Source organism: Cupriavidus basilensis, assembly GCF_000876015.1.
In the GTDB taxonomy this organism is placed as follows: Bacteria; Pseudomonadota; Gammaproteobacteria; order Burkholderiales; family Burkholderiaceae; genus Cupriavidus; species Cupriavidus basilensis_B.
Map to the genome: position 1 here is coordinate 224,774 of NZ_BBQM01000015.1, position 11,622 is coordinate 236,395.

At 73.3% G+C, this 11,622-nt stretch carries 10 protein-coding genes; 8 read left to right on the top strand and 2 right to left on the bottom strand.

Annotated features, from left to right (window positions below):
* The 3 genes from KF708C_RS14955 (at position 1) to KF708C_RS14965 (ending at position 3,893) form a co-directional block, all read left to right on the top strand.
* Positions 1-2,121: an acetate--CoA ligase family protein gene (locus KF708C_RS14955; protein WP_059412423.1), complete on the top strand. Its 2,121-nt coding sequence runs from the start codon at positions 1-3 to the stop codon at positions 2,119-2,121.
* The gene (locus KF708C_RS14960) at positions 2,118-2,852 is read left to right on the top strand and encodes an enoyl-CoA hydratase/isomerase family protein (RefSeq protein ID WP_059412424.1); all 735 of its coding nucleotides are present in this window, start codon (positions 2,118-2,120) and stop codon (positions 2,850-2,852) included. Before KF708C_RS14955 ends, KF708C_RS14960 begins: the two co-directional genes overlap by 4 nt.
* A gap of 75 nt (positions 2,853-2,927) precedes the next feature.
* Positions 2,928-3,893: a Bug family tripartite tricarboxylate transporter substrate binding protein gene (locus tag KF708C_RS14965; RefSeq protein WP_059412425.1), complete on the top strand. Its 966-nt coding sequence runs from the start codon at positions 2,928-2,930 to the stop codon at positions 3,891-3,893.
* Here KF708C_RS14965 and gcvA read toward each other — a convergent pair.
* Positions 3,862-4,785 (bottom strand): transcriptional regulator GcvA, encoded by a 924-nt coding sequence (gene gcvA, locus KF708C_RS14970; RefSeq protein WP_059412426.1) that lies wholly within the window; start codon positions 4,783-4,785, stop codon positions 3,862-3,864. The two genes, KF708C_RS14965 and gcvA, sit on opposite strands and share 32 nt — an antisense overlap.
* 116 nt (positions 4,786-4,901) lie before the next feature.
* On the opposite strand from gcvA, the gene KF708C_RS14975 reads away from it, so the two are divergent.
* Entirely contained in the window at positions 4,902-6,335 is a 1,434-nt protein-coding gene (locus KF708C_RS14975) for a pyridoxal phosphate-dependent decarboxylase family protein (RefSeq protein WP_059412427.1), read from the top strand.
* Positions 6,336-6,499: 164 nt separating this feature from the next.
* Here the strand turns inward: KF708C_RS14975 and KF708C_RS14980 are convergent, their stop codons facing one another.
* A complete protein-coding gene (locus KF708C_RS14980) occupies positions 6,500-7,411 on the bottom strand; it encodes a LysR family transcriptional regulator (RefSeq protein ID WP_020202384.1) in 912 nt (303 codons plus the stop codon).
* A gap of 134 nt (positions 7,412-7,545) precedes the next feature.
* Between KF708C_RS14980 and KF708C_RS14985 the strand changes: the two genes are divergently transcribed.
* From KF708C_RS14985 to KF708C_RS15000, 4 genes are read left to right on the top strand one after another with little or no spacing between them, the layout of a single operon-like run.
* Entirely contained in the window at positions 7,546-8,511 is a 966-nt protein-coding gene (locus KF708C_RS14985) for a tripartite tricarboxylate transporter substrate binding protein (protein ID WP_059412428.1), read from the top strand.
* Between the two features lie 2 nt (positions 8,512-8,513).
* Complete coding sequence (locus KF708C_RS14990; RefSeq protein WP_082079568.1) at positions 8,514-9,656, top strand: Bug family tripartite tricarboxylate transporter substrate binding protein; 1,143 nt, start codon at positions 8,514-8,516, stop codon at positions 9,654-9,656.
* Between the two features lie 8 nt (positions 9,657-9,664).
* Entirely contained in the window at positions 9,665-10,549 is an 885-nt protein-coding gene (locus tag KF708C_RS14995; RefSeq protein WP_059412429.1) for an HpcH/HpaI aldolase/citrate lyase family protein, read from the top strand.
* Positions 10,550-10,569: 20 nt separating this feature from the next.
* Complete coding sequence (locus tag KF708C_RS15000) at positions 10,570-11,511, top strand: isocitrate lyase/PEP mutase family protein (RefSeq protein ID WP_059412430.1); 942 nt, start codon at positions 10,570-10,572, stop codon at positions 11,509-11,511.
* Positions 11,512-11,622 lie beyond the last annotated feature (111 nt).

Genomic DNA, 11,622 nt, shown 5'->3' on the forward strand with positions numbered 1-11,622 from the left:
ATGCGCGCCCCGGAGGAGACCAGAACGCCGCTGCCGGTGGCCGATTTGCTCAGGCCGCGCTCGGTCGCGGTGATCGGCGCGTCGGAGGACCAGGGCAAGTTCGGCGGGCGCGTGCTGGCGATGCTGCTGCGGCATCGCTTCGGCGGCACGCTGTATCCGATCAACCCCAACCGCGACACGCTGTTCGGCCTGCGCGCCTACGCCTCGGTGGCCGATACGCCGGACGTGCCCGACATGGCCATCATGGCGGTGCCGCAGCCGCAGGTGAAGGCGCGCGTGGCCGAGTGCGCCGCGCGCGGCGTGCGCTGCGCCATCGTCATCACGGCGCGCTTTTCCGACGCGGACGCCGCCGGGCGCGCGCTGGAGGAGGAGATCGTGGCCATCGCGCGCGCGGCCGGCATGCGGCTGATCGGCCCCAACTGCCTTGGCGTCATCAGCCCGCGCAACCAGCTGGTGCTGTGCTCGTCGCCGGCGCTGGAGATCGAGCGGCTGCCGCGCAGCCCGATCGGCTTCGTCACGCAGAGCGGCGCGCTGATGGGCACGCTGTTCGACCGCGCGGTGGCGATGGGCGTGGGCTTCACCCATTGCGTGTCGGTCGGCAACCAGGCCGACCTGGAACTGTGCGATTTCATCGAGTTCCTGATCGACGACCCCGACACCGCGGTGATCTGCGCCTACATCGAAGGCATCAAGTCGCCGGCGCGCTTCCGCGCGCTGGCCGCGCGCGCCCGCGCCGCCGGCAAGCCGTGGCTGGTGGTCAAGGCCGGCCGCACCGCCGCCGGCCGGCAGGCGGCGTTCTCGCACACGGCCAGCCTGGCCGGCGACTTCGCCGCGCTGGAGGCGGTGTGCCGCGCCGAGAACGTGGTGCTGCTCGACGACGTGTTCGCCATGCTGCTGCTGGCCGCGGCGATGGCGCGCCACCCGGGCCACCGCGTGCGCGACACGGTGCTGCTGTCCACCTCCGGCGGCAGCGCCGCGCTTGGCGCCGACAAGCTGGCCGCCGCGCAATTGCCGATGACGCGCTTCGACGCCGACACGCGCGCGCGGCTGGCCACGCTCTACGTGCCCGGCCAGGCCGACAATCCGGTCGACCTGTTCGGCGCCAAGGTGGCCGAGGTGCCCGACTTCGCCTACCAGAGCACGCGCCTGGCGATGGCCGACCCGCGCGCCGACCTGTGCCTGGCGGTCATCACCACCGCGCCCGACCTGGCCGGCATGGCCGCCGGGATCGCGCGCGCCGCCGACGAGGCCGGCAAGCCGGTCATCCACGTGATGCAGCCCGCGCGGCTGGCCGACGGCGCGCGCGCGGTGCTGGCGCAGGCGGGCCAGCCGTTCACGGATGGGCTCGGCGAGGCGGTGGAGGCGGTGCGCGCGTGGGCCGCGTGGTCGGCGTGGCGGCCGGCGCCGGCCGCCGCGCGCGGCGGGCCGCGGCTGGCCGTGAGCCTGCCGGCCGGCGCCGCCGTGCTCGACGAGGCGGCGGCCAAGGCGCTGCTCGCGCTGGCCGGCATCCCGGTCAACGCCGGCACGGTGGTGGCGCACGCCGAGGCGGCGCGGCAGGCCGCGCCGTCGGTGGGCTTTCCGCTCGCGCTCAAGGTGGTCTCGCCGGACATCGTGCACAAGTCGGAGGTGGGCGGCGTGGCGCTGAACCTGCGCAGCGCGCAGGAGGTGGCCGACGCGGTCGGCGCGATGGCGGCGCGCATCGCCGCCGCGCGGCCCGATGCGCGCATCGAAGGCTGGTTCCTGCAGCGCATGGCCGGCGGCGAGGTGGAACTGCTGGTGGGCGCGCGCCGCGACCCGCAGTTCGGGCCGATGGTGGTGGTGGGCAGCGGCGGCGTGCTGGTGGAGCTGCTGCGCGACGTGGTGCTGCTGCCGGCGCCGGTCGGCGCCGCGGCGGCGCGCGCGGCGCTGGCCTCGCTCAGGCTGGCGCCGCTGTTCGCCGGCTATCGCGGCGCGGCGCCGGTGGACCTGGAGGCCGCCGTCGACGTGCTGGTGCGTTTCGGTGCGCTCGCCGCGCAGATGGGCGAGCGCGATTTCGAGATCGAAGTGAATCCGCTCAGGCTGGGCGCAGACGGCTGCGTCGCCGTCGATGCCCGCGCGCGGTTCGGGGAGGAACCACAATGAGTTGCCTGAAAATCGAAGAGCATGGCCCGGTCACCGTCTTCACCATCGACAACGCGGCCAAGCGCAACGTCATCTCGCAGGCCACGGCGCTGGACCTGCAGCGCGCGTTCGCCGAGTTCGACCGCTCGGCGCAGCGCGTGGCCATCGTCACCGGCGCCGGCAACGAGGCCTTCACCGCCGGCGCGGACCTGAACGACATCCCCGAGTTCTGGCGCTGCACGCCGGGCGCCGGCATCGCCACCGACAAGCCCATCATCGCCGCCGCGGCGGGCTGGTGCATCGGCGGCGGCATCACGCTGCTGGGCATGTGCGACCTTGCCGTGGCGGCCGACAACACCAGGTTCATGTATCCGGAGGCGAAGCTCGGCTTCACGCAGGGCTTCATCACCGGCATCGCCGCGCGCATCCCGCAGAAGGTGGCGATGGAGATCATGCTGCTCGGGCGCACCATCGACGCCGCGCGCGCCTACGAGGTCGGCCTCGTCAACCAGGTGGTGCCCGCCGGGCAGCAGCTCGGCGTGGCGCTGGAGATGGCGCACGAGATCGCCGGCCACGCGCCGCTGGTGGTACGCGCGATCAAGCGCTTCGTGCACGAGCTGCTGCCGGCCAGCCCGGCCGAGTCGTATGCGCGCACGCTGCAGCAGCTCGACGCCATGCGCCTGTCCGAGGACGCCAGGGAGGGGCAGCAGGCGTTCCGCGAGAAGCGCCCGCCCAACTTCCAGGGGCGCTAGCGCCGCGTGCAGTCCCACCGAGTACCGCCGAGTACCGCCGAGCGCCGTCCAGAGCGCCAACGCAGGAGACACCTCATGAACCGCCGCCGTTCCCTCCGCCAGCTCGCCGCCGCGCTGCTCGGCCTCGCGCTGCCCGTGCTTGCCGCCGCGCCCGCGCGCGCGCAGGACAAGACCGTGCGCATCATCGTGCCTTATCCGGCCGGCGGCAACGCCGACAACATCGCGCGCCTGTACGGCGACGCGCTGGCCAAGAAGCTCGGCCAGCCGGTCATCGTCGAGAACAAGCCCGGCGGCGGCGCCATGATCGGCGCGCAGGCCGCCGCGCGCAGCCCCGGCGACGGCAGCGTGCTGTTCATGGCGCCGACCGCCGTGTTCGTGGTGACGCCGCACCTGCGCGCCACGCCCTACGACGCGCAGAAGGACTTCATCCCGGTGGCCAAGATCACCTCGTGGATCCCGGTGATGGTCACGCGCAAGGACTTTCCCGGCCACACGCTGGCCGAGGTGGTGGCCGAGGTGAAGCGGCACCCGGGCAAGTACACCTTCGGCTCGGCCGGGCCGGCCACCATGACCCACCTGATGGGCGAGCTGATGAACCAGAAGCTCGGCATGAACACCGTGCACGTGCCCTACAAGGGCTCGGCCGACCTGATCTCCGAGGTGGTGTCCGGGCGCATCGACATCGCCTACGACAGCGTGCTGGTGCCGCAGGTCAAGGCCGGGCAGGTGCAGGCCGTGGCCAGCATGGTGGCGCTGCGCAACCCGGACCTGCCCTCGGTGCCGACCCTGAAGGAGCTCGGCACCGACATCGACGTGCCCAACTGGTACGGGCTGTTCGTGCCCAGGGGCACGCCGCAGGCGGTGGTGGACCGGCTCGGCGCGCTGTCGCGCGAGATCGTGGCCGGGCTCGACAAGGACCAGCTCGGCAAGATGAGCATGAAGGCGGACTACCAGGACCCGGCCGCGTTCAAGGCCCAGATCGGCCGCGACGACGCGCTGATGCGCGACGTCATCCAGAAGGCGAACATCCGTCTCGAATGACGGCGGCCGCCGGCTGCCCGGCCTGCTCCAGCAGCCAGTCGCGCAAGGCCGGCGCGCCGGCGCCGTGCAGCGTGGCCTCGGGATACACCAGGTAATAGGCCAGCCCGCTCGGCGCGGCAGCGCCGAACCAGTCCACCAGGCGGCGCGCGGCCAGGTCCGGCTGCGCCAGCGCGCGCGGCACCAGCGCCACGCCGTGGCCGGCGCGCGCGGCTTCCATCACGCCGTTGGAGTCGGTGAAGACCGGCCCCTTGCGCGCCAGCGCGGCGGGCAGGCCGGCATCGGCCAGCCACAGCGACCAGTCGCCGCGGTGCTCGTCGTGCAGCAGCACCTGCGCCGCCACGTCGCGCCGCGCCGGTTTCGCGCGGCGCCCGCGCAGCAGCGCCGGGGCCGACACCACGCTCAGGTCGTCGTCGAACAGCTTGTGCGCGCGCAGGCCAGGATAGCGGCCGCGGCCGTGGCGCACCGCGAAGGCGATGCCGTCGCGGGCGAAGTCGGCCACCTGGTTGGAGGCCTTGATGCGCAGGTCGACCTGCGGGTGGCGCGCCTCGAACGCGCCCAGCCGCGGCACCAGCCACTGCGCGGCGAAACCCGGCGTGCAACTGATGGCGAGCCGGGGCGCGGCGGCCGTGCGCGCCGCCGCGGTGGCCTGTGCGATCAGCCCGAGCGCGCCGCTCACGGCCTGGAAATAGACCTCGCCGGCCGGCGTCAGCGCCAGGCCGCGCGGCGAGCGCGCGAACAGCGCCACGCCCAGGCTCTGTTCCAGCCGCTTGAGCTGCAGGCTGACCGCGCCCTTGGTCACGCACAGCAGGTCGGCGGCGGCGCCCAGGTTCAGGCAGCGGGCGGCGGCGTCGAACGCCAGCAGGGCGTTCAGGGGTGGGAGCGATGTCTTCATGTTGAGGAAAACTAAACGAAGCGCCGCGAAATGTCGATAGCGCGGCGCGCATCGTCCCGCTAGTCTTGCGCGCAGGATCATTTCGCTCAACACCACCCAGCCCGCAGGCAGACACGATGCACGACCCCGGCCAGTCCACCGAAATCCCCCTGCTCGAACAGACGCTGGCGCACGCCCGCGACTACCTGGCCAGCCTGGCCGACGGCCCGGTGGCCGCCACGGCCTCGCGGCAGACGCTGCGCGCGCGCTTTGCCGCCGCGCTGCAGGAAGGCTCGCTCGATCCCGCGCGCGTGATCGGCGAGCTGGTCGAGAACACCAGCGACGGCCTCATGCGCAGCGCCAGCGGCCGCTTCTTCGCCTGGGTGATCGGCGGCAGCCTGCCGGCGGCGCTGGCGGCTGACTGGCTGACCTCGGTGTGGGACCAGAACGCCGCCATCCACGCCTGCAGCCCGGCCGAGGCGGTGATCGAGGAAACCTGCGGCGCCTGGCTCAAGGACCTGCTGCAACTGCCGGCGGCGGCCAGCTTCGCGCTGGTCACGGGCTCGCAGACGGCGCACACGGTGGCGCTGGCCGCGGCGCGGCACGCGCTGCTGGCGCGCGCCGGCTGGAACGTGGAGGAAGACGGCCTGTGGGGCGCGCCGCGCGTGCGCGTGCTGACCAGCGACCAGCACCACGGCTCGCTGCAGCGCGCGCTGCGGCTGCTGGGCCTGGGCCGCCGCGCGCTGGTGAGCCTGCCGACCGACGCGCGCGGCCGGCTGGCGCCCGCCACGCTGCAGTTCGCGCTGGACAGCGAGCCCGGCGTGCCGGCCATCGTGGTGCTCCAGGCCGGCGACCTTAACACCGGCGCCTACGACGACTTCGCCGCGCTGGTGCCGCTGGCGCGCGCGCGCGGCGCCTGGGTGCACGTGGACGGCGCGTTCGGCCTGTGGGCGGCGGCCAGCCCGCGCCTGCGCCACCTGGTGGCGGCGGCCGGCACGGCGGATTCCTGGGTGGCCGACGGCCACAAGTGGCTCAACGTGCCGTATGACTGCGGCTACGCCTTCGTGGCCGACCCGGCCGCGCACTTCGCCGCGATGTCGCACCGCGAGAGTTATCTGCTGCAGGTGGACGGCGCGCGCGACGCGCTCGACTGGAACCCCGAATGGTCGCGCCGCGGCCGCGCCGTGGCCACCTACGCGGCGCTGCGCCAGCTGGGCCGGCAGGGCGTGGCCGAACTGCTGGAGCGCACCAGCGCGCTGGCCGGCGCGCTGGTGGATGGCATCGGCGCGCTCGACGGCGCCGAGGTGGTGTGGCGCTCCGAGGTCAACCAGGGGCTGGTGCGCTTCCCGGCGCCGGGCGCCGGCGCGCGCGCCGCCGACCACGAGCGCCACACCGACGCGGTGATCGCCGCCGTCGCCGCCGGCGGCGAGGCCTACTTCGGCGGCACCACGTGGCGCGGCCGGCGCTGCATGCGGGTCTCGGTCTGCAACTGGCGCACCACCGGCGACGATGTGGCGCGCGCGGTCGCGGCGGTCAGGCAGGCGCTGGCGCAGGTGAGCGGACGCAAATGAGCGGACGCCGAACGCCGGCGCGGCCCCGGAGGGGCGTTAACCAGTGCCCAAGACGTTGTTTCAAAATGAAGCGAAGCGGTCCTGGCCAGGCGCGGGGCCGCAGACAGTACAAGTGGTACTTGCCGTGCCCCGCAACGACGCCAGGATCTTTTTGAAACGACTTCTCAGCCGATGAGCGGCCACAGCGCCGACGCCGCCGCGAAGTCGGCCTCCTCGCCGGCGATCGCGCGCAGCGTGGACACCAGCGAGCGCGCGTCGCCGCTGCGCCAGTGGAAGCAGTAGCGCAGGTTGTGCGGCGTGGGCGTGCTCGACAGCTCGGCCAGCTTGCCCGCGCGGATCAGCGGCGCGACATAGGCGCGCGGAAACAGGCTGATGCCCACGCCGGCGATCACCAGCGCGATCACCGCCGACAGGCTGTTGCACACCACCGCGCGCGAGATCACGATCTGCTGGCTGTCCGCCCAGTTCTCCAGCGCGCGCGACAGGCCGGCCTCGGCGCTGAGCATGATGACCGGGTTGTCGGCGAAGTGCGCGGGCGTGAGCCGGGTGCCGGCGGCGAGGCGCTGCGGCGCGGCCATCCAGCGGTATTCCAGCTCGCCGAGCAGGTCGGACGACAGCGCCGTCGACGGCACCGGGCCCGGCACGATGGCGAAGTCCAGCTCGCCGCGCTCCAGGCGCCGCTCGAGGTTGCGCGTCAGGTCCACCTGCGGCTCCAGCGCGAGGTTGGGATGCAGGTGGCGCACGCGCGCCACGAAGCGCGGGAACCACGTCGAGGCCACCAGCTCGCTGATGCCGAAGCGCGTGGTGCCGCGCAGCGACGCCGCCACGTCGAGGTCGGCGCGGATGCGGCTCTCGATGTCCAGCATCTGCGTGGCGTGCGCCACCAGCTGCTCGCCGGCGTCGGTGAGCACGGCGCGCTGGCCGGTGCGGTCGAACAGCGGCTTGCCGAGGTCGCTTTCCAGCTCGGCGATGCGCTTGGACAGGGTCGACTGCGTCACATGCAGGCGCCTGGCCGCCACCGCGAAGCTGTTGAGCTTCGCGGCCCAGAAGAATGCTTCCAATTGCTTGAGCGTCATCGGCGGCCCCCGGATCGATGGGGACGGATCATATTCCTTTTCTTCACGTGACGGATTGAATATTTGTCGCTTTCTTCATCAGAGGGGGCTGCGTATCTTTGTCGCATTGTCCAACTACGCCCCGGTGAAGAATCATGAGCAAACGCGGCCTGCGTGCCTTGTGCTTTTGTCTGCTGGCCAGCGCCGCCGCCGGCGCGCTGGCGCAATGGCCCGACGACAAACCGATCCAGGTGCTGGTCGGCTTCGCCGCCGGCGGCGGCACCGACACGATGGCGCGCACGATGGCGCCGTTCATCCAGAAGCACCTGGGCGGCCACGCCACGCTGGTGGTGCAGAACAAGCCGGGCGCGGCCGGCGAGATCGCCAACATCGGGCTGATGCGCGCGCCGGCCGACGGCTACACCATCGGCGTGGTGAACCTGCCGGCGATGGCGTTCGTGCCGCTGTACCGCAAGACCCAGTTCGATCCCGCCGCGCTGCGGCTGGTGGCGCGCGTGCTGAGCGACCCGACCATCCTGGTGGCGCGCAAGGACAGCCCGTACAACACGCTGGGCGAGGTGGTGGCGGCGCTCAGGCAGCGCCCCGGCTCGCTCTCGTTCGGCCACAACGGCGTGGGCACCAACGGCCATCTCGCGCTGCTGCAACTGCAGAACGCCGGCGGCGTGAAGCTCAACGACATCCCCTTCAACGGCACCTCGCAGTCCAAGACCGCGCTGTTCGGCGGCCATATCGACTTCGCCGCCGTGACCACCGGCGAGATGCAGGACGTGGGCAAGGAAGCCGTGCCGCTGAAGATCCTCGCGCAGATGGGCGAGCGGCGCGCGGCCTCGGTGCCGAACGTGCCCACCGCGCGCGAGCAGGGCATCGACGACGTGATGCCGGCCGAGCGCGGCATCGCCGTGCCCGCCGGCGTGCCGGCGGCGCTGGTGGCGCGGCTGCGGCAGGCCATCCAGGCCACGCTCAAGGACCCCGACTACCTGCGCCAGGCCGGCAACGACGCGCCGGTGCTGGCCTATCTCGACGGCGACGCCTGGGCCAGGGACATCGCGGGCCGCCAGGCGGTCATGCGCAAGCTCGCGGCCAGCATGCCGAAGGAATGACGATGGCCGGCCCGCGCGACATCGCGCCGCGGCTGGCCGCGGCCGCCGCCTTTTCCTTTTCCTCCACGGTCACCATCCCGACCCCTCTCGCCAACGCGCCCGCCATGTCCTCCATGTCCAAGCCGACTCCGCTTCGCCACGCACCGCTTCGCCACGCACCGTTTCGCCGCGCACCGTTTCGCCGCGCCGCCGGCCTGCTCCTGATCGCCGCCGCGGCCTGGTCCGGCACGGCGCCGGCAGCCGAGGCCTATCCGTCCAGGCCGATCCACCTGATCGTGCCCTACGCCGCCGGCGGCACCACCGACATCGTCGGCCGCGCCTTCGCGCTGGAGCTGGGCAAGCGCCTGGGGCAGCCGGTGGTGGTCGACAACCGCGCCGGCGCCGGCGGCATGATCGGCGCGGCCGCGGTGGCGCGCGCCGAGGCGGACGGCTACACGCTCGGCATCGCCACCGTGAGCACGCTGGCCACGGCGCCGCTGACCTCGCGCAAGCCGGCCTACGACCCGATGGCCGACTTCACGCCGGTCTCGCTGATCGCCTTCGTGCCCAACGTGGTGACGGTCAACCCGAACATCCCGGCCCGCACGCTGCAGGAATTCATCGCGCTGCTCAAGGCGAACCCGGGCAAGTATTCGTATGCGACCTCGGGCGTGGGCAGCATCGCCCATCTCGACGGCGAGCTGTTCAAGCGCCTGACCCGCACCGAGATCGCGCACGTGCCCTACCGCGGCTCCGGCCCGGCGCTGGCCGACACGGTGGCGGGGCAGGTCGCCGCGCAGTTCGACAACGTGTCGTCCTCGCTGGCCTTCATCAAGTCCGGCAAGCTGCGCGCGCTGGCGGTGGCGTCGGCGAAGCGGATTCCGGAGCTGCCGGACGTGCCGACCTACGCCGAGGCCGGCCTGCCGGAGATGAACAACATGGCGTGGTTCGGCCTGGCCGGCCCCGCCGGCCTGCCGCCCGCGGTCCGGAAGGTGCTGGGCGACGCCAGCGCGGGCGCGCTGCGCAGCCCGGAGCTGGTCGCGGTCCTGCAGCGCAACGGCGCGCTGCCGCAGTCCACCACCGCCGAGCAGTTCACCGACCTGATCCACCGCGAATACAAGCTGCGCCAGAAGATCGTGGTCTCGCAGCACATCACCGCCGACTGACCGAACCCATGACCCAAGACGCCACGCCGCTGCCCTGGCTATCGCTGCTGTACGTTCCCGCGCACGACGCGCGGCGGCTCGAGGACGCGCTGCGCAGCGGCGCGCATGCCGCCATCCTGGACCTCGAGGATTTCGTGCCCTATCCGCACAAGGCGCAGGCCCGGCAGGCGCTGCCGCGCGCCGCCGCCGCGTGCCGCGCCGCCGGCATGGGCGTGGCGGTGCGCATCAACCGGCGCATGGACCTGGCCGCCGCCGACATCGAGCACGCGGTCGCCGCCGGCGCCGACGCCATCATGATGACCAAGGCGATGGGCGCGCAGCATCTGATGCTGGTCGACGAGCTGGTCGGCGCGTGGGAGCGCCGCCGCGGGCTGGCCGCCGGCGGCATCCGGCTGATCGCGCTGGTGGAGACCGCCGCGGCCATCGGCCGCATGGAAGAGATCTGCCGCGCCAGCCGCCGCCTGGTGGCGATCGGGCTGGGCGGCGAGGACGTTGCCCGCGAATGCGCGATGGTGTCGTCCGAGGACACCTTGCGCCTGCCCAAGCAGCAGATGATCTTCGCCGCGGTCGCGGCCGGCATCGTGCCGCTCGGTTATCTCGCCAGCGTGGTCGACTACCGCAACGCGGACGAGTTCGCGGCGATGGTGCGGCGCTCGCGGGCGTTCGGCTTCCAGGCCGCCACCTGCGTCAACGCGGAGCAGGTCGCGGTGGTGAACGCGGCCTACGCGCCCACCGCGCGCGAGCTGGACGCCGCGCGCGCGGCGCTGGCCGTGCGCGATGCCGGCGCGCTGCGCGAGGACGACGGCGCGCTGCCGCACGAGACCGAAAGCGCGCGGCTCCGCGCCGCGCTGCTGCTGGCGCGCGGACGCATGGCCGCGTGCATGCCGTCATGACGGCGCGCGCGCAGACTCGCATGGAAACCAACACCTCAACGCCTCCCACGCCGCGCCCCACGCCGGCCGCGGCCAGGGCCGCGCTGCGCGCGCTGCTGCGCGAGGAAGCCTTCGTCGTCGCGCCGGCCGTGCACGACGTCTTCAGCCTGCGGCTGGTCGAGCAGGCCGGCTACCGCAGCGCCTGCATCAGCGGCGCCATGCTCTCGTACGCGCTGCTGGGCGTGCCGGACATCGGCCTGCTGACGCTGACCGAGACCGTCGAGCACTGCCGCCGGCTGGTCCGGGCTTCGGCCATCCCGATCACCGCGGACGGCGACGCCGGCTTCGGCAACGCGCGCGGCGTCCACTACGCGGTGGAGCTGTTCGAGGAAGCCGGCGCCGCCGGGCTCAACCTCGAAGACCAGGTGGTGCCGCGGCGCTGGGGCGCCGGCGCGGCCAAGGAAGTGGTGCCGGTGGCGGAGATGGTGGGCAAGATCCGCGCGGCGCGGGCCGCGCGGCGGGACCCGGATTTCCTCATCATCGCCCGCACCGACGCCTTTGCCTGCGAGCCGCCCGAGCAGGTGATCGCGCGCGCGCGGGCGTATGAGGCGGCCGGCGCGGACCTGCTGCTGCCGATCGCGCCGCGCACCGCGTCGAACGTGGAGCGGCTGGTCGGGGCGCTGGAGATTCCCGTCACGCTGAGCATCGGCACCGGGCTGGCGCCGAGCCCGTCGTCGGCCAGTCTGCCGCTGCGGCGCATCCGCGAGCTCGGCGTGCGCCGCGTCAGCCTGACCACGCTGCTGCCCGGCGCCGCCGCGCAGGGGATGGCCGATGGGCTGGACGCGCTGCGCCGGCTGCTGGAAGGCGGCATGGAGCCGCCCGTCGACGCCGGCGGCGAGCCGGCGGCGCGCGGCGCGCGCGGCTTCGACGCGCTGTTCGGCGCGCCGTCGCAGCAGGCGTTCGAGGACGCGCTGCTGCAATAGCCGCGTGCGCCGCGCCCGGGCCGGCGCATCGCCGGCCCCGCCGCATGCGCATATGCACATGCGGAAAAAATCCTTAGCCGTGCCCGGCTGGTGGGCTATCTTGACCAGTCG

What these genes read in the sequence shown, in the direction of transcription:
- KF708C_RS14995 (WP_059412429.1), top strand. Translation starts at nt 9,665, where the DNA reads ATGACCCAAGACGCCACGCCGCTGCCCTGGCTATCGCTGCTGTACGTT.
- KF708C_RS14990 (WP_082079568.1), top strand. Translation starts at nt 8,514, where the DNA reads ATGGCCGGCCCGCGCGACATCGCGCCGCGGCTGGCCGCGGCCGCCGCC.
- KF708C_RS14980 (WP_020202384.1), bottom strand. Translation starts at nt 7,411, where the DNA reads ATGACGCTCAAGCAATTGGAAGCATTCTTCTGGGCCGCGAAGCTCAAC.
- gcvA (WP_059412426.1), bottom strand. Translation starts at nt 4,785, where the DNA reads ATGAAGACATCGCTCCCACCCCTGAACGCCCTGCTGGCGTTCGACGCC.
- KF708C_RS14965 (WP_059412425.1), top strand. Translation starts at nt 2,928, where the DNA reads ATGAACCGCCGCCGTTCCCTCCGCCAGCTCGCCGCCGCGCTGCTCGGC.
- KF708C_RS14955 (WP_059412423.1), top strand. Translation starts at nt 1, where the DNA reads ATGCGCGCCCCGGAGGAGACCAGAACGCCGCTGCCGGTGGCCGATTTG.
- KF708C_RS14985 (WP_059412428.1), top strand. Translation starts at nt 7,546, where the DNA reads ATGAGCAAACGCGGCCTGCGTGCCTTGTGCTTTTGTCTGCTGGCCAGC.
- KF708C_RS14960 (WP_059412424.1), top strand. Translation starts at nt 2,118, where the DNA reads ATGAGTTGCCTGAAAATCGAAGAGCATGGCCCGGTCACCGTCTTCACC.
- KF708C_RS15000 (WP_059412430.1), top strand. Translation starts at nt 10,570, where the DNA reads ATGGAAACCAACACCTCAACGCCTCCCACGCCGCGCCCCACGCCGGCC.
- KF708C_RS14975 (WP_059412427.1), top strand. Translation starts at nt 4,902, where the DNA reads ATGCACGACCCCGGCCAGTCCACCGAAATCCCCCTGCTCGAACAGACG.